The sequence below is a fragment of the Streptomyces sp. NPDC018263 genome (genome assembly GCF_055562575.1).
This window is the reverse complement of sequence record NZ_JBVHFA010000006.1, coordinates 186,712-204,197: the sequence shown is the minus strand read 5'-3', so window position 1 is coordinate 204,197 and position 17,486 is coordinate 186,712. Positions and strand designations below refer to the sequence as shown.

Annotated in this window: 12 protein-coding genes; 6 read left to right on the top strand and 6 right to left on the bottom strand. The window is 70.7% G+C overall.

What is annotated here, in order from left to right:
* Positions 1-193: 193 nt before the first annotated feature.
* The gene (gene pepN, locus ACZ3HQ_RS19010) at positions 194-2,764 is read right to left on the bottom strand and encodes an aminopeptidase N (protein ID WP_467512321.1); all 2,571 of its coding nucleotides are present in this window, start codon (positions 2,762-2,764) and stop codon (positions 194-196) included.
* 139 nt (positions 2,765-2,903) lie between these two features.
* Between pepN and ACZ3HQ_RS19005 the strand changes: the two genes are divergently transcribed.
* Entirely contained in the window at positions 2,904-3,566 is a 663-nt protein-coding gene (locus ACZ3HQ_RS19005) for a mycothiol-dependent nitroreductase Rv2466c family protein (RefSeq protein WP_467512319.1), read from the top strand.
* A gap of 124 nt (positions 3,567-3,690) precedes the next feature.
* Here ACZ3HQ_RS19005 and ACZ3HQ_RS19000 read toward each other — a convergent pair whose 3' ends face one another.
* Both ACZ3HQ_RS19000 and ACZ3HQ_RS18995 read right to left on the bottom strand, forming a co-directional pair.
* On the bottom strand, positions 3,691-4,338 hold the full coding sequence (locus ACZ3HQ_RS19000) for a superoxide dismutase (protein WP_450250140.1): 648 nt from the start codon (positions 4,336-4,338) through the stop codon (positions 3,691-3,693).
* Between the two features lie 131 nt (positions 4,339-4,469).
* A complete protein-coding gene (locus tag ACZ3HQ_RS18995; protein WP_467512316.1) occupies positions 4,470-5,852 on the bottom strand; it encodes an amino acid permease in 1,383 nt (460 codons plus the stop codon).
* 320 nt (positions 5,853-6,172) lie between these two features.
* Between ACZ3HQ_RS18995 and ACZ3HQ_RS18990 the strand changes: the two genes are divergently transcribed.
* Entirely contained in the window at positions 6,173-6,748 is a 576-nt protein-coding gene (locus ACZ3HQ_RS18990; RefSeq protein ID WP_467512314.1) for a biotin transporter BioY, read from the top strand.
* 57 nt (positions 6,749-6,805) lie between these two features.
* Here ACZ3HQ_RS18990 and ACZ3HQ_RS18985 read toward each other — a convergent pair whose 3' ends face one another.
* Together ACZ3HQ_RS18985 and ACZ3HQ_RS18980 are read right to left on the bottom strand one after the other, a co-directional pair.
* Positions 6,806-9,016 carry a trypsin-like serine protease gene (locus tag ACZ3HQ_RS18985; RefSeq protein ID WP_467512312.1) on the bottom strand — a complete coding sequence of 737 codons (2,211 nt, stop codon included), beginning with the start codon at positions 9,014-9,016 and terminating at the stop codon, positions 6,806-6,808.
* Between the two features lie 79 nt (positions 9,017-9,095).
* Positions 9,096-9,581 carry a hypothetical protein gene (locus tag ACZ3HQ_RS18980; RefSeq protein WP_467512310.1) on the bottom strand — a complete coding sequence of 162 codons (486 nt, stop codon included), beginning with the start codon at positions 9,579-9,581 and terminating at the stop codon, positions 9,096-9,098.
* Positions 9,582-10,270: 689 nt separating this feature from the next.
* Here ACZ3HQ_RS18980 and ACZ3HQ_RS18975 point away from each other — a divergent pair.
* Entirely contained in the window at positions 10,271-13,594 is a 3,324-nt protein-coding gene (locus ACZ3HQ_RS18975) for an ALF repeat-containing protein (protein WP_467512308.1), read from the top strand.
* Positions 13,595-13,685: 91 nt separating this feature from the next.
* Positions 13,686-14,087 (top strand): hypothetical protein, encoded by a 402-nt coding sequence (locus ACZ3HQ_RS18970; RefSeq protein ID WP_467512306.1) that lies wholly within the window; start codon positions 13,686-13,688, stop codon positions 14,085-14,087.
* A 134-nt stretch (positions 14,088-14,221) separates the two neighbouring features.
* Here ACZ3HQ_RS18970 and ACZ3HQ_RS18965 read toward each other — a convergent pair whose 3' ends face one another.
* A complete protein-coding gene (locus ACZ3HQ_RS18965) occupies positions 14,222-15,649 on the bottom strand; it encodes an amino acid permease (protein WP_467512304.1) in 1,428 nt (475 codons plus the stop codon).
* 245 nt (positions 15,650-15,894) lie between these two features.
* On the opposite strand from ACZ3HQ_RS18965, the gene ACZ3HQ_RS18960 reads away from it, so the two are divergent.
* Together ACZ3HQ_RS18960 and ACZ3HQ_RS18955 are read left to right on the top strand one after the other, a co-directional pair.
* On the top strand, positions 15,895-16,380 hold the full coding sequence (locus tag ACZ3HQ_RS18960; RefSeq protein ID WP_467512302.1) for a ribose-5-phosphate isomerase: 486 nt from the start codon (positions 15,895-15,897) through the stop codon (positions 16,378-16,380).
* Positions 16,381-16,444: 64 nt separating this feature from the next.
* Complete coding sequence (locus ACZ3HQ_RS18955) at positions 16,445-17,254, top strand: Fpg/Nei family DNA glycosylase (RefSeq protein WP_467512300.1); 810 nt, start codon at positions 16,445-16,447, stop codon at positions 17,252-17,254.
* The last annotated feature ends 232 nt before the right edge of the window (positions 17,255-17,486 follow it).

Sequence of the window (17,486 nt, the reverse complement as noted above, 5' to 3'; positions counted from 1 at the left end):
CCTACTTCCGGCCCACCCGTAACCGCTGTTACACGGCCGTCGAAAAATGCGGACAACACGGCACTAAAGGACGAGTGTTCGGATGCCGAGTAGGCGGCGAAAACCCCTGGTCCGATCGGGGTGGACCAGGGGTTACGGGCCGCCGTGCCCGGATTCCGTAACGGTCACCGGGCGCCGAAGCTCAGGCCAAAGATCAGGCGCCGGCGTCGCACTCCTGTGCGCGCAACGCCCGTGCCAGGTCGTCCCGCGCCTCCAGCACCAGCCGCCGCAGCGCCGGGGCCGCGTCCGCGTGCCCGGCCAGCCACGCGTCCGTCGCCGCCAGCGTCTCCGGGCGGTCCTGGTGGGCCGGGAACAGGCCGTTGACGATGTGCATGGCGATCTGGATCGACCGCTCCCGCCACACCCGCTCCAGCACCGCGAAGTACTTCTCCGCGTACGGCGCCGTCAGCTCCTGCTGGCCCGGCCGGTCGAAGCCCGAGAGGGTCGCCTCCACCAGCGCGTTGGACAGCGCGTCCGACTCCACGACCTGCGCCCACGCCTGCGCCTTGACCGCCGCCGAGGGCCGGGCGGCCAGGCAGCGCACCTGGTGCCGCTTGCCCGAGGCGGTGTCGTCGCGGGCCAGTTCGGCCGCGAGCACCTCCTCGTCGGCCACCCCGTGCGCGGCGAGCGGCTCCAGGAACGCCCAGCGCAGCTCCTGGTCCACGGTGAGGCCCTCGACCGTCTCGGTGCCGTCCAGCAGGTCCTTCAGCAGGGCGAGGTCGGCGGCGCCGGTGGCGACCGTGGCGAAGAAGCGCGCCCAGGCCAACTGCGCCTCACCGCCCGGCTCGGCCGCCCGCAGCTCCTTCAGCGCGCCCTGCGCCAGCAGTTCGCCGCCCGTGGCCCGCCACTCGGGGGCCGCGTACCGCTCCAGAGCGGTGCCGGCCCAGGCGTGCAGCATCTGGAGCACGCCGATGTCGGACTCCCGGCCCGCGAACCGCAGCACCAGCGCCACGAACTCCCGCGCGGGCAGCAGCCCGTCCCGCGTCAGGTTCCACAGCGCCGACCAGCACAGGGCGCGGGCCAGGGGGTCGGCCAGGTCACCGAGGTGGTCGCGGAGGGTGGCGAGCGAGGTCTCGTCGAAACGGATCTTGCAGTAGGTGAGGTCGTCGTCGTTGACCAGCACCAGGTCGGGCGCCTCGGCGCCGGCCAGCTCCGGCAGCACCGTGCGCGGGCCCTCGACGTCGGCCTCGACGCTCCGGTACCGCTCCAGCGCGCCTGACTCGCCCAGCCGGTACAGACCCACCCGCACCCGGTGCGGGCGCAGCTCGGGGTGGGACTCGGGGGCCTCCTGGAGCACGGTCAGCTCGTCGATCCGGCCCTCGTCGTCCAGCAGCACCTGCGGAGTGAGGGAGTTGACCCCGGCCGTCTGGAGCCAGGCCGCCGACCACGCCGTCATGTCCCGGCCGCTGGTCTCGCCCAGCACCGACAGCAGGTCCGCCAACCGGGTGTTGCCGTAGGCGTGCCGCTTGAAGTAGCGCCGGGCGCCCTCCAGGAAGGCGTCCTGGCCGACGTAGGCCACCAGTTGCTTGAGGACGGAGGCGCCCTTGGCGTAGGTGATGCCGTCGAAGTTGAGCTTGGCGTCCTGGAGGTCGCGGATGTCGGCGGTGATCGGGTGCGTGGAGGGGAGCTGGTCCGCGCGGTACGCCCACGCCTTGCGGCGGTTGGCGAACGTCGTCCACGCGTCCTTGAAGCGGGTCGCGCCCACGCTGCCGAAGGTGCCCATGAAGTCCGCGAAGGACTCCTTCAGCCACAGGTCGTCCCACCAGACCATGGTGACCAGGTCGCCGAACCACATGTGCGCCATCTCGTGCAGGATGACGTTCGCCCGCGCCTCGTACGACGCCTGCGTGACCCTGCCCCGGAAGATGTACTCCTCCCGGAAGGTCACCAGTCCGGGGTTCTCCATCGCGCCGAGGTTGTACTCCGGCACGAACGCCTGGTCGTACTTCCCGAAGGGGTACGGGTAGTCGAAGTTCTCGTGGAAGAAGTCCAGCCCCTGCTTGGTGATCAGGAAGATGTCGTCGGCGTCGAAGTAGGGCGCCAGGCCCTTGCGGCACATCGCCCCGAGCGGGATCTCCAGCTTGGACCCGTCCTCCAGCACGCGCTCGTAGGAGTCGGTCACATAGTGGTACGGGCCCGCCACCACGCAGGTGATGTACGTGGAGATCGGCTTGGTCTCCGCGAACCGCCAGACCCCGTCGGTGAGTTCACCGGCGCCGTTGCTCCACACCGTCCAGCCCTCGGGCGCGCGGACCTCGAAGCGGAAGGGCGCCTTGAGGTCGGGCTGCTCGAAGCCCGCGAACACCCGCCGGGAGTCGGCCGGTTCGTACTGCGTGTAGAGGTAGACCTCGCCGTCCTCGGGGTCCACGAAGCGGTGGAGCCCCTCGCCGGTGCGGGAGTAGGCGCACTGCGCGTCCACGACCAGCTCGTTGTCGGCGGCCAGGTCCTCCAGCGTGATCCGGGCGCCGTCGAACACCTCGCCCGGGTCGAGGTCGCGGCCGTTGAGCGACACCGCGGTCACGCCCGGCGCGATCAGGTCGGCGAAGCTCGTCGCGCCCGGCTCGGCGCAGCGGAAGCGGATCGTGGTCACCGAGCGGAAGGTCCGCGGCTCGCCGTCGGTCTCGCCCACGGCGGAGCGCAGGTCCAGCGCCACGTCGTACCCGTCGACGGACAGCAGGGCGGCCCGCTCACGGGCCTCGTCGCGGGACAGATTCTCACCGGGCACGGGCGGCACTCCCTTGTGGTCGCATGACTCAGGCACTGAACGGCACGATCCTGCCATGCGGCCCTGACCGGCGGCATCGGGGAATTGCGCGGCCGAAGGCGCTGTTGCCGCTGGGAAAGACCTTCTCGCGAGGAGAGACATGTCCGAGACCGCGACCACGTCGGGCAAGACCCCGGTGGACTTCTGGTTCGACCCGCTCTGCCCCTGGGCCTGGATGACCTCCCGCTGGGTGCTGGAGGTGGAGAAGGTCCGGGACATCGAGGTGCGCTGGCACATCATGAGCCTCGCCGTCCTCAACGAGGACCGCATCGACGAGCTGCCCGAGGAGTACCGGGAGATGCTCGCCACCAAGGCGTGGCAGCCGGTCCGGGTGGTCACCGCCGCCTGGCAGAAGCACGGCGCGGACGTGCTCGGCCCGCTGTACACCGCGCTCGGCACCCGTATCCACAACGAGGGCGAGGGTCCGAGCCGCGAGGCCGTCGTGGGCGCGCTCGCCGAGGTCGGCCTGCCCGCCGACCTGATCGACTACTTCGACCAGACCGACTTCGAGTTCGACGCCGAGCTGCGCGCCTCCCACAAGGAGGGCATCGAGAAGGTCGGCCAGGACGTGGGCACCCCGGTCATCGCGGTCCCCGGCCCGGACGGCGAGCAGATCGCCTTCTTCGGCCCGGTCGTCACCCCGGCGCCCAAGGGCGAGGAGGCGGCCCGCCTGTGGGACGGCACCCTCGCGGTCGCCTCGGTGCCGGGCTTCTACGAGCTGAAGCGCACCCGCACGGCCGGCCCGGACTTCAGCAACCTCTAGCCGTCGCGCAGCCGTCGCGTGAAGAAGCCCCCCGGTGAGTCACGTCCTCACCGGGGGGCTTCCTTCATCCGCCCGCCGGGTGAAGGTTGAGAAGACGATCACGAGGCGGGACGCTCACAGAACTTCAGGGGGCGAGCAGCAGCACGTCCGCGCGGGACTTGGCGGCCGTGTAGCGCCGGGCCACGTCCTGCCAGTTCACGACCTGCCACATCGCCTCGATGAAGTCGACCTTCTGGTTCTTGTACTGGAGGTAGAAGGCGTGCTCCCAGGCGTCGAAGACCAGCACCGGGGTGGAGCCCTGGCCGACGTTGCCCTGGTGGTCGTAGACCTGCTCCACGATCAGCCGCCCGCTCAGCGGCTCGTACGCCAGCACGCCCCAGCCGGAGCCCTGGGTGGTGGCCGACGCCTTGGTCAACTGGGCCTTGAAGGCCGCGAACGAACCGAACGACTCCTTGATCGCGTCCGCCAGCTCACCCACGCCGTCCCGCTCCAGCGGCTCACCGCCGCCGTCCTTCGGGCCGGTCATGTTCTGCCAGTAGATGCTGTGCAGGATGTGCCCGGACAGGTGGAAGGCGAGGTTCTTCTCCAGCCCGTTCACCGAGCCCCAGGCGTCCTTGTCCCGCGCCTCGGCGAGCTGCTCCAGGGTGTCGTTGGCGCCCTTCACATAGGCCGCGTGGTGCTTGTCGTGGTGCAGCTCGATGATCTCGGGGCTGATGACGGGCGCGAGCGCGGCGTAGTCGTAGGGCAGTTCGGGCAGCGTGTAGACGGACATGGACGGGTCCCCTCCGAGCCTTATTGCAACTTACTTGCAACTACACGCTAGCAACAAAAAGCTGCCCGCGGGCAAGGGGGTACGCGAAAGCCCCCACGTGTCGGGCACGTGGGGGCCTACGTCAGGGGGGCTCAGCCGCGGGCGCGCGCCCGCTGCCAGACGTAACCGCCCGCCGCCAGGGCCAGGGTCAGGCCGCCGGTGGAGTAGAGCTGGACGCGGGTGCCGGGCTGCTGGGCCATCAGGACCAGGATCACCACCATGCCGAGCAGCGCGGCCCAGGTCAGCCACGGGAACGCCCACATCCGCACGGCGGGCGCCGGGTCACCGGCGCGCTCGGCGCGGCGGCGCAGCAGGAGCTGGGAGGCGCCGACGAACATCCAGACCACCAGGATGACCGCGCCGATCATGTTCAGCAGCCACATGAACACGTCGTCCGGGCGCCAGTAGCTCAGCAGCACACAGCCGAAGCCGAACACCGACGAGACCAGCACCGCGATCCGGGGCACCCCGCCGGACACCTTCGCCAGCACCCTCGGGCCGAGACCCCGCTGGACCAGGGAGTGCAGCATGCGCGAGGAGCCGTAGATGTTGGCGTTCATCGCGGAGAGCAGGGCGGCCAGCACCACGACGTCCATCACGCGGCCGGCGCCGGGGATGCCGAGGCTGTCCAGGGTGGCGACGTACGGGCCGCGCTCCACGACCTCCTTGGAGTCCCACGGCACGAGGGTGACCACGACGGCCATCGAGCCGATGTAGAACAGCGCGATCCGCCACATCGTGGTGCGCACCGCGTCCGCCACACCCCGCACCGGGTCCTCGGACTCGGCGGCCGCGATGGTCACCGTCTCCAGACCGCCGTACGCGAACACCGACGCGAGCAGGCCGAGGACCAGGCCCTCGCCGCCGCCCGGCAGAAAGTCGGTGAGGTGGGAGGCGCCGGGGGAGTGGGTGCCGGGCAGCACGCCCGCGATGGCCAGCACGCCCAGCAGCAGGAACGCGCAGATCGCGGCGACCTTCAGGGCGGCGAACCAGAACTCGAACTCGCCGAAGTTCTTCACCGCGGTCAGATTGGCGCCGCAGAAGATCAGCATGAACAGCGCGACCCAGGCCCACTGCGGGGTCCCCGGCAGCCAGCCGCTGACGATCTTCCCGGCGCCGATGCCCTCCAGGCCGACCACCGTGCACTGCATGACCCAGAACGACCAGCCGACCGTGAACCCGGCCCACGGCCCGATCGCCCGCTCGGCGTGCGCGGAGAACGAACCGGAGGAGGGGTACGCCGAGGACAGCTCGCCCAGCATCCGCATCACCAGCAGGACCAGCAGGCCGGAGAGGGTGTAGGCGACGACGATGGACGGTCCCGCCGCGGCGATGCCGGCGCCGGAGCCGACGAACAGCCCCGCGCCGATCACCCCGCCGAGCGCGATCATGGACAGGTGGCGCTGTTTGAGGCCGGAGGAGAGCGGGACGCCCTGCTTCTGCTCCTGGGGCGCTTGCGTGGTGGTGCTGGGCATCGGCGCGGCTCGTCCAGTGCGGTAGGTGGGTAAAAACTCCCCCAGTCTGGGCGAAGCCGGCCGGACCCCATGATGGGTGTCCGGTATGCGGACAGTCCACTTACGGAATGCTTACGTCCGCTTACCGGGCGGCGGGGCGCCCGGTGACCGGAGTCACGCCGTTCCCGGTGTAAGCCGCATCCTTTGTGTGAAGCCCACCAAGCCCCTGTTCACGCCTTTGTCGAGCACAGACGGTGATCGGCGCGTGCGGGCCGGTATAGCGTCACGGTGTTGTCCCCTGCCCCTGTTCCTGCCCCTGCCCACAGACCCGCGGAGTCCCCATGAGCACCGCCAGCGTCACCGCTCGGCCCGGCGCCGTCCTCGCCGACCTCCTTCCCTCCTCGCGCGTGCGCGACGCCGCCCTCGTGCTCGGGGGCGCGGCGCTCACCGGTCTCGCCGCCCAGATCGCGGTGCCGGTGCCCGGCTCCCCGGTGCCGGTGACGGGACAGACCTTCGCCGCGCTGCTGGTCGGCACCACGCTCGGCGCCCGCCGGGGCGTCGCCGCCCTCGCGCTGTACGCCGCCGCGGGCCTCGCCGGTGTGCCGTGGTTCGCCCAGGGCGGCTCCGGCACCTCCGTCTCCTTCGGCTACGTCATCGGCATGCTCCTCGCCGCCGCGGCCGTAGGCGCCCTGGCCCGCCGGGGCGCGGACCGCTCCCCGCTCCGCATGGCCGGCACGATGCTCCTCGGCGAGGCGATCATCTACGCGGTGGGCGTCCCCTACCTGGCCTTCGCGGCCCACATGTCCGCCACGGCGGCCATCGCGGCGGGCCTGACCCCCTTCCTCATCGGCGACGCCCTGAAGGCGGCCCTGGCGATGGGCGCGATGCCCACGGCATGGAAGCTGCTGAAGCGCTGACTCCAGGCATGGAAAAAGCCCCAGGACCTGTGCTGGTCCTGGGGCTTTTTCCGTGGGTCAGCGCGCGCCGGCGCCGAAGCGGGTGCCGGCGGCCGGGAGGCCACCGGTTCCGGGCTGGTACGCCGTGACCGCGGCGGAGGTGCCGCCGGCGGTCACGTTGGACAGCGGCAGCGCGTACAGGGCGCCGTAGCTGCTGGGACCGTACGGCATGCCGACGTACAGCTTGGTGCCGGTGAACCAGATGCTGGAGCCCAGCTTCTGGTTGGCGCCCGGGGTGCCGGGGATGCCGGCGCTGTCACCGACCTGAATCCAGCGGTCGCTCGCGCCCGGCGCACCGAGCAGGGGGAACGTCTGGACGGCGCCGGCGGCGGCGGCCGAGCCCACGGCCTCGCCGGTGATGCCGACGGCGAGCCTCATCGTCGCGGCGGTGCCGACCGCGCGGGGCGCGGTGTTGGTGACGGCCAGGGTGGAACCGAACCGGTCGCCGGCCTCGGCGCCACCGGCGACATCGTCGGTGCTGGTGCCCGCGTCGATCTCGTTGAGCTGGGTGAAGGTGCCCGCGGCCTTGACCTGGAAGACGATCGCGTTACCGGCGTCGGCCTTGTTCGCCCCGTCGATGGTCAGGTCCTCGCCGGGTGAGCCGATCACGAGGAGCGAGTCGGTGGCCGCGGCGGAACCGGACGGCCGGTAGGGGGCCAGGGCGATGGAGTTGCCGAACAGGTCCCCGGCCTCGGCGCCACCGGCGACCGTGTCGAGGTCCTGGTCCAGTCCGAACCGGCCGGTCGGGCGGCCCTCGGAGTTCAGGGTGTGGGAGAGGACGACGACGTTGCCCGCGTCCTGGTCGCCGCCGATGACGTCGTTGGGCGCGCCGACGGCGATGAAGTTCGGGTCGGCGGCTACGACGCTGCCGAACCGGTCACCCGCCTCCACCCCGCCCGGGACACCGGTGCTGTCCTGGTCGAAGGCGATGTTGGTGGTGCCGTGGACGTAGAAGACCGAACCCGCGTCCGCGACGGTGCCGAGGTCCTCGCCCGGGTTGCCGATCACGATGTAGGGCTCGCCCGCGGCCGTGGTGCCCGCGGCCAGGGCCTTGCCCATGGCGTCACCGGTCTCGGCCGTGCTGGCCAGGAGCGATCCGGTGCCGGCGCCCTGCTCGAAGTGGGTGTCCTTGGTGGCACCCGTGCCGATGCCGCCCGACGCGCCGTGCAGCACGTCGACCATGCCCGCGTCCGTCGCGGTGCCCAGGTCCTCGCCCGGGGTGCCCACCACGAGGTCGGTGCAGCCGTCCTCGTCGTAGTCGACGGTCGCGATGGCGGTGCCGAACCCGTCGCTGGGCTCGGAGCCGCCCGACACCCAGTCCAGGTCCTGGTTGACCTCGGTGGTGCCCTTGCCGCCGCCGTAGACGATGCGGACCAGACCGGCCTTGGCGTCCCCGCCGACACTCGCCTCGGGGTCCGCGATGGCGATGTCCTCGACGCCGTCACAGTTGAAGTCGGTGATCCGGGTCGCGTTGACCTTCGAGCCGACCCAGCTCGCCAGGTCGTCGACCCGGGTGCTGACGCCGTCGGTGCGCGTCTCGGTGCTGTCGATGCCGAAGCAACCGCCCTGGTAGGAGCGGCTGCTCAGCGCGACGAGCGCAGGCTGGCCGGTGGTGCGGACCAGCGGGCCGCCGGTGTCGCCGGCGCAGAGGGAGACGCCGTTCTTGCCGGTGACGGCGGCGGTGGTGGCGTCGGTGGCGCCCACGGTGAACGTGCCCGTGTGCAGCTTCAGCGGCGCCCACTCGTCCTGCGTGCGGCCGTAGCCGGCGGCCTGCAGGTCCTCTCCCGTGGTGGCGGCCGTGGTGGCCAGCGGGAGGGGGGCCACGGAGGTGACGGGACGGCTCAGACGGGCCAGGACCACGTCGCGGTCCGTGCGGGGCACCAGCTCGACGACGTTGCGGACGACACCCTGAGTGGTGGTCAGGTCGGTGCGGCCGATGGTGGCGGTGGTCTTCAGCGCGGGCGCGCCGGCCGGCACGCTGAGGCCGGCCGCCGGGTCACTGACGAAGCAACTCGCCGCGGTGAGCAGCCACTCGGTGTCGACGAGCACGCCGGAGCAGGCGCGGGTGCCGTTGCCGATGTCCAGGCGGGCGGTGTAGCCGTAGGACGTGTCGGAGGGCACGGTGCCGGTGACGGCCTGGGCCGGGGCGGCGCTCAGGACGAAGGGTGCCGCGACAAGAGCGGCGGCCAGCGCGGCGAGCCGTACTGGTCTGGTGTTTCGGGTGGCCATGTTTTCCCTTTTACGGGGTCTGCGGGTCCGGGTGCGCGCCGGAGAGCAGAGCCGGCTGATGGAGGACGTGTGCGGAGGGTCAGGCGGAGGTGCGGATCTCCACGAGCATGAACTCGCGGCCCTGCTCGTCCGCGCTCTCGCCCACCGGCGTCCAACTGTTCTTGTCGATGTCGTAGGACTGCTCCTCGGTGCCGACCGTCATGTCGACCTGGGCCGAGTAGTCGTTGCCCTTGATGCCGTAGACCGAGGGAATCTCCAGCGTCAGCCAGCCGGAGTTGCCGGTGACCCGGAAGCAGACCTTGTCCTTGCTGCGCGCCCAGACCTCCATGAGGCCGGGCTGGCTGTCGCACGGGGCGAGCACGATGTGCCCGTCACCCCGCTTGAGGGTGATGCCCTGCTCCGCGAGGATCTTGTCGGCCTGGGGGTAGTTGAAGTCTTCGACGGCGGAGCCGGGTGCGGTGCCGGCGACGGGGGTGATCGACCCGGTGTCCGTGCCGGCGTGTGCGCCGCTCACGGCCAGCCAGGCCAGAGCGCCGGCCGCCGCGGCGCCCAGAGCGCGCCGCACGAGTCTTGTCCGCCTCGGCTGCTGTCGAAGTGCGGTACGTGCCTTCATCACAGTCCTAGTCGTCGGTTCCGGTGATTGGCCCGGAACGTGGAATGACAGCGGGAAGTGAAGGCGCCGTCCGGCCGGAGGTGCAACCCACGGAATTGCAAAATTCCGTCGGCTTCCCTGCGTGCGGAAAACGCTTTGCGTGCGTGCATACGCGAGATCCCCCCGGATCGGCGGCCTTCAATGGCCGCGGAAATAAAAGTCCAAAGAGTTCGTCATTCGCTTTGTCGTGCACGGACGGAAGCGGGCGACAAGATCCTTGGCCGGGTCATGGAACCGCATCATCCGGTCTTTGTCCAGCTTCAGACATACCGTCAAAACGGCACATAGGGCGGCAGTTGCCTGTGTACTGGCTCACGGTTGTGTGCAGATCCGGTCGACCTCGTGCGAGGGGCGGAGGGGAGGGTGGCGAAAAAGTGACGTATCGAATTGCCCGGATTGGCGGGCCTGGAAGTTCTGCTGGGGATTTTGATCGGTATCACCGTCTTTGCTGCCGTCGATCTTCTGGATTCGGTAAACGAACTCGGTCTCTCGTATGAATTCGCAAGTGCTCGTGTGATTCTTGGGCGCCGATTGGACCGCAGGGTTGTGAGTTGCCCGTGGGGGGTCCATCCAAGGGTGAGAAATGGAGACGTGGTCAGCAGATGAGCGTGAAGCAGTGGAGCCGGCGGAATTTCCTTCGCTCGGTCGTCGGTGGGGGCACCGCGATGGTGGCGGTCTCCGCCCTCGGATTCGACCTCGTCTCGGCCGCGCCCGCGCTGGCGGCCGACGATCCCGACGCGAGCACGCTGCCGGACACGGACAGAGCGAAGGTCGTGCAGGCGTGGCAGACGGGGGGCACGGCCACCCGTGACGCGGCCGCCCGGGCCCTCGTCGGCACCGACGCCGACATCCAGGATTTCCTGGCCAACGTGCTGCCGGGCAAGGTGGCCGAGGACAACCGCGTCGCCGTGATGAAGGCCATCGGGTGGGGCGGCATCGGCGTACGCGCAGCGGCGATCACCGCGCTGGCGGGCACCGACGCGGACGTGCGAGCCTTCCTCGACTCCGGTTTCCAGGCGCCCCTGAACGACGACAAGCGGGTCGCCGTCCTGACGCTGATGAACAACGGCGGCAAGGCGGTGCAGACCGCCGCCCAGAACGCGCTGAACGCCGGTACCACCGAGGCGCTGGACACGTTCCTCGCACAGGGCCAGTACACCGCCCGCCAGGAGGACGAGCGGTTCACCGTCCTGCAGATCCTCGCCACGGCCGGGCCCGAGGTGAAGACGACCGGGCAGCGCGCGCTCAACGGCACGGTGGACGACGTCCACGAGTGGCTCAAGACGGGCCAGCACGTCTCCCGTGCCCGGGACCTGGAGACGCTCACCGTCACCCAGCTCGTCAACGTGGTCAAGTGGGCCGGGGCCCAGGCCCGGAGGGAGACGGACGCCGCCAAGGAGGCGTCGGAACGGGCGCAGGAAGCCGCGGCGCAGGCCAAGGCGGCCGCTCAGAAGGCGGCGGCCGAGGCCGAGGCGGCGAAGGCGGACGTACTGAAGTCCGGTGCGGCGGCGAACCGGGCGGCGGAGGCCGCCAAGGGAGCGGCGGAGGCCGCCCGCGTCGCCATCGGAGCCTCCAACACCGCGGTGTCCGCCGCGCGTAACGCCGCGTCGGCGGCGTCGGCCGCCGCTGCCGCCGCCGCGGCAGCGGGACAGGCGGCCGCGAGGGCCTACAACGCCGCCACCGCCGCGTCCAAGGACGCGAGCAAGGCGAACGACGCCAAGAACGCGGCGGTCGCCGCCCGTAACGCCGCGGCCAGTGCCCGCAAGATCGCTGATGTCACCGATGCCGCGAAGAACGCCGCGGCGCAGGCGAAGGCCGCCGGTAACGCCGCCGCGGCGACCGCCCAGGATGCGGCCGCCGCCGCCAGCGCCGCGGCGGCGGCAGCCGTCTCCGCCGGCGCGGCCACCGCCCAGGCGAACCGCGCGAAGGCCGCCGCCGCCACCGCGAACGCCGCCGCGGCCCAGGCCACCGCTGCCGCGAACCGCGCGGCGAGCCTCGCCGACACGGCGGCCACGGCCGCCGGTCAGGCACGCGACGCGGCCAGGGCCGCCGCCGATCACGCCGACGCCGCCGCGGACGCGGCCGACGACGCGGCGGCGCACGCGGGTGAGGCGCTCGACTACGCCAACAAGTCCACCCAGCACGCGAACGCCGCGATCGCGGCCGCCAACCTCGCCTCGCAGTCGGTGGAGAACGCCCGGAACGTGGAGCAGGCGGCCCGGGACGCCGAGGCCGCCAAGATCGCGGGCGACCAGGACCAGGGCATCGACCAGGCCAAGCTGCTGGCCGCGGACGAACAGCTCCGCCTCGACCAGCAGTTGACGACGCTCACGGAGTCCCAGCGCACCACCCAGGAGACCAAGGACCTGCTCGCCCAGGCCAAGACGGCGTACGACAGCGGCGATCACCCGACCGCCGTCGTGCACGGCCGCAAGGCGGCGATGAACCTGCTCTCCAGCCAGGGCACCTGGACGCGCTCCTCGGCGGAGTTCGCCCTGTCCGGCGGCGACAGCGACGTCCTGGCGTGGCTGGACGCGGACCGGCAACTGGCCCAGGATCAGGACGACCGCGAGACCGTGCTGGGCCTGGCACAGGTCGGCTCGGTGACGGTGGCCGACGCCTGCCTGGCGACGCTGCGGCAGAACGACCCCGCTGTCGTACGGACGTTCCTCACCAAGGACATCATCGACATCCAGGCCGATGACTACCGCGCAGCCGTTCTCCGCACCATGAACGGGGCCGGACCGGCCGTCACCGCCGCGGGCAACGCCGCTCTGAACGACGGCAGCATGCAGGCCCTGCGGGACTTCGTCCTCGGGGGCTTCCGCACGGCTCAGTTCGAGGACGACCGGGTCGCCACTCTCTCGATCATGAACGGTGCCGGCGCCAACGTCACGGCCGGCGGCCAGGTGGTCATGCAGGGTGCCTCCTGGATGCGGCGCGAGTTCGTGCACCGCATCCAGCACAAGGCCGCCCAACTGGACCATGACACCGCCACCCACGTGGCGGCCGTCCTCGCCGCCATCGCGAACGCGGCGCACATCGCAGCGAAGGCCCAGCAGGACGCGGCGACGGCCAGCCAGGCAGCGGCCCTGGCCCGCAACGCGGCGGCGGAAGCGGCCGACTGGGCCCAGAAGGCGCAGGACTCGGCGGATCAGGCCGCCGATTACGCCCAGGAAGCCCTGGCCAACGCCAACGACGCGGACCAGTCCGCCGCCGCGGCGGCGGCGTCGGCCACGAAGGCGGCCAACGCGGCTGCCACCGCACGGGGCGCCGCCCGCCAGGCCAATTACTACGCGAACCAGGCCGTGGCGTCCGCCCGCGTGGCTGTGGCCTCCTCGGACAGCGCCCAGGCATCGGCCGCCAGCGCTCGTCAGTCCAAGCTCGACGCGCAAGCGGACGCCGACACCGCCGCCAAGGCGGCCAGCGACGCGACGGCGATCGCATACGAGAAGCGCCGGCAGGAGCAGATAGCCAAGGCGGCGGAGGCGAAGCAGAAGGCTCTCGACGCCCAGGAGAGCGGCGTCAACCCCGCGGACACCTCGGAGAACGACCGCATCGACGCCCCCGGCAAGGACGAGCAGGACAAGGAGGAGATGCGGGAGTTCGCCGAGGCCCTGCACTGGGTCAGCTTCGGCCTCGGTGTCGCCTCGGCCGCATGCCTCCTCATCCCGGGCGCCGAGGAGCTGTCACTGCCTCTGGGAATGGCCTCGGTGGCGGTCATAGGTATCCAGGCCGGCATCTACGCGTACACCGACGGGTTCGGCAGCAGCAAGTTCCAGGCTGCCGCCGGGACCTTCGCGCTCGGTGTGCTCACCGAAGGCATGAGCGCCCCGATCGAGGCGGCTGCGGAAGGCACGAAGGTGATCGCCTCGGCCGTCGGCACCAAGCTGGTCACGCCGATCGTCGAGTGGTTCGAGGACTGACGGGTCCGGTTGACCTGCGGCTGTGAAAGTGTCTGACTGCGCGGGCCGGTCGTGCCGCGCGGCCAGGCGGTTCGTCCAAGGAGTGTTTGCTGTGGATTCGGATGTGCTGCCGGTGGTGGTGTGGTGGGCTGCCGCCGTGGTGGCGGCGATCGTCTATCTGGCCGTGTACCCGCGGTTGATGCCGACGCCGAAGACGACACGGTCGGTCCTGGTGGGGCCCTTGATGATCGGTGTGCTGGTGGCGGTCTTCTACGCCAGGGACTGCCGCGACGCTCCGGCGTACCTGGGGGCGTTCACCGGGGTGATGATCGGTCTTCCGCTGGCCATCGCCGGTCAGCACAAGAGCCTGGTCCCTCGGGTCGTGGCCCGGGAGGCGGGTGTGCCGAAAGACGATCTGCCGTCTCTTCCCGTGTCCTTGAAGATCAGGATCCTCGTCACTCTGCCGTTCATGACCTGCCTGGGGATCTGGCTCGGTATACGGTCCGGCGGATGATCAGTCGGCGACACCGCACAACGTGAGACGCGACACCGCACAACGGAAGCACGACGGAAGCACCACGGAAGAGGGGAGGAAGCCCGCACCGGGCCTCCTCCCCTCTCACGTGTCTCGCCGCGTCAGCGCGACCGTCAGCCGACCGCCACCTCGTCCGCCTGCTCCTCCGCCACCGCCGGAGCCTTCCGCCCGGCGGCGACCTTCTCCTTGACCAGAGCGGTGACGATCACCACCGCGGCCACGCCGAGGGACAGCAGCACGGTCGTACGGCCACTGCTCTCGCCCTCCGTGTCGGTCAGCATGTAGCCGAGGACGAAGAGGATCATCGCGGCCGTGGCCCACGTCAGGTACGGGTACAGCCACATCTTCACGACGAGCTTCTCCGGCGCCTCCCGCTGGATGATCTTCCGCATCCGGAGCTGCGAGAAGCAGATGACCAGCCAGACGAAGAGCGCGACCGCGCCGCTGGAGTTGACCAGGAAGAGGAAGACCGAGTCGGGGAACTTGTAGTTGAAGAACACCGCGACGAAGCCGAACAGCACCGAGGACAGGATCGCGGCCATCGGCACACCGCGGGAGTTGGTCTTCGCGAACATCTTCGGCGCGTCACCCCGCTCACCGAGCGAGAACGCCATGCGGGACGCGGTGTACAGACCCGAGTTCAGACAGGACAGCACCGAGGTCAGCACGATGAAGTTCATGATCTCACCGGCGTGCGCGATACCGAGGGAGTTCAGCGCGGCGACGTAGGAACCGTCGGTCTTGATCGACGGGTCGTTCCACGGCAGCAGCGAGACCACGACGAGGATCGAGCCCAGGTAGAACACCGCGATGCGCCAGATGATGCTGTTGGTCGACTTGGTGACCGCACGCTGCGGGTTCTCCGACTCACCGGCCGCCAGCGTGGCGATCTCGGAGCCCATGAAGGAGAAGACGACCAGCAGCACACCGGTGAGGATCGCGCCCGGCCCGTGCGGCAGGAAGCCCCCGTGCGCGGTCAGGTTGGACAGGCTCGCCTTGTCGCTGTGGACACCCGGCAGCACACCGAAGATCGCCAGCAGGCCGACCACGATGAACGCGCCGATCGCGACGACCTTGATCCCGGCGAACCAGAACTCGAACTCACCGTAGGAGCCCACCGAGACCAGGTTGGTGGCCGTGAGCACCAGCATCACGATCAGCGCCCAGCCCCACTGCGGGACGGCCGGTATCCAGCCCTCCAGGATCTTGGCGCCGGCCGTCGCCTCGACGGCGAGCACCACGACCCAGAAGAACCAGTACAGCCAGCCGATGGAGAACCCGGCCCAGCGGCCGAGCGCACGGTCGGCGTGCGCGGAGAACGACCCGGAGGTCGGGTTCGCGGCGGACATCTCGCCGAGCATCCGCATCACGAGGACGACGAGCGTGCCGACGAGGGCGTAGGACAGCAGGATGCCGGGGCCCGCCGTGGCGATACCCGTGCTGGAGCCGACGAAAAGGCCGGCACCGATCACACCTCCGATGGCGATCATCGAAAGGTGGCGGTTCTTGAGACCTGCTTGCAGCCCGGAACCATGGGACATGGAGGGAATTCCTTTGCGCCAGGTGGAGCGGTTCCCGTACCGACGCCGAAACAGTCGTACGGCGTCGTACGGGGTCTCGCACGAGCGGTGTACGAGGCGGTCCAGTGAATCTGAGGGGAACGAAATCGGGAACCTCTGAATCCGGATTGTTACTTGAGGTTTCCTTGAGGTTCTATGGCCTGTCTCACATATCTCCGATCGAACCCGGAGCTGCTGCCCGGAATCGGGCGTGACACACTCGGTCCATGCGCGTGTATCTCGGCTCCGACCATGCGGGCTACGAACTCAAGAACCACCTCGTCGAGTGGCTGAAGGCGGCGGGGCACGAGCCCGTCGACTGCGGGCCGCACATCTACGACGCCCAGGACGACTACCCGCCCTTCTGCCTCCGGGCGGCTGAGCGCACGGTGGCCGACCCCGGCTCCCTCGGCGTCGTCATCGGCGGCTCCGGCAACGGCGAGCAGATCGCCGCGAACAAGGTCAAGGGGGTGCGCGCCGTCCTCGCCTGGAGCGAGGCGACCGCCGCACTCGGCCGCGAGCACAACGACGCCAACGTCATCGCCGTCGGCGCCCGGCAGCACACCGAGGACGAGGCGACCAAGTTCGTCGAGATCTTCCTGAACACCCCGTTCACCGGCGAGGAGCGCCACGCCCGCCGCATCGACATGCTGACGGAGTACGAGAACACCGGCGACCTCCCGCCCATCCCGGCACACCACCCCCAGCAGTAACGCCTTGCCGCCCCCGCCGTGCCGATACGGCGGGGGCCCCTGTCATCCCAGGAAGGACCCGGCCGTGCCGGAAGGGCACACGATCCACCGGCTGGCGCGGGACTACGCCGAGCGCTTCGCCGGCACCGCCCCGCTGGTGACCAGCCCGCAGGGCAAGTTCGCCGACGCCGCCGAGCTGCTGACCGGCGCCGGGCTGACCACCACCGACGCCCACGGCAAGCACCTCTTCCTCGGCTTCCGCGACAGCGACTGGGTCCACATCCACCTCGGCCTCTTCGGCAAGGTCGCCTTCGGCCCGGCCCCCGCGCCCCCGCCCACCGACACCGTCCGCCTCCGCCTGGCCAACGACACCGGGTACGTCGACCTGCGCGGCCCCACCACGTGCGCGCTGATCACCGACGCCGAGAAGAGCGCCGTCCACGACCGCCTCGGCCCCGACCCGCTGCGCCCCGACGCCGACCCGGCCGCCGCCTGGGAGCGGATCAGGCGCAGCCGCACCTCGGTCGCCGCCCTGCTGATGGACCAGAAGGTCATCGCCGGCGTCGGCAACGTCTACCGCGCCGAGGTCCTCTTCCGGCACGGCATCGACCCCTACCGCGCCGGCCGCGACCTCACCCGGTCCGAGTGGGACGCGATCTGGGCCGACCTGGTGGCGCTGATGCGCGAGGGCGTACGCCTGGGCCGCATCGACACCGTCCGCCCCGAGCACACCCCCGACGCGATGGGCCGCCCGCCCCGCGTCGACGACCACGGCGGCGAGGTCTACGTCTACCGCCGGGCCACCCTGCCCTGTCACGTCTGCGGCTCCGAGATCCGTACCGCCGGCCTCGCCGCCCGCAACCTCTTCTGGTGCCCGGCCTGCCAGCTCCGCTGACCTCGTGCGCCCCGTGCGCCTCCGTGAACCGGTCGTGCGCCCCGTTCTGTCCTGCGGGTAAGCGCAGCCTGCCGCCCGGAAGGGCCGGGAATTTCCGCCGGGTGGCAGCGCGGACGGCCTCCCGTGCCGTTCACTGTGTACTCGGACCGCGTGGTCGAAACGCGAAGTGAGCCCCGCACGGGGGACAAGTGGGACCTCCCGTGCCATGCGGCCGGCTGGATGGATAGGGTCC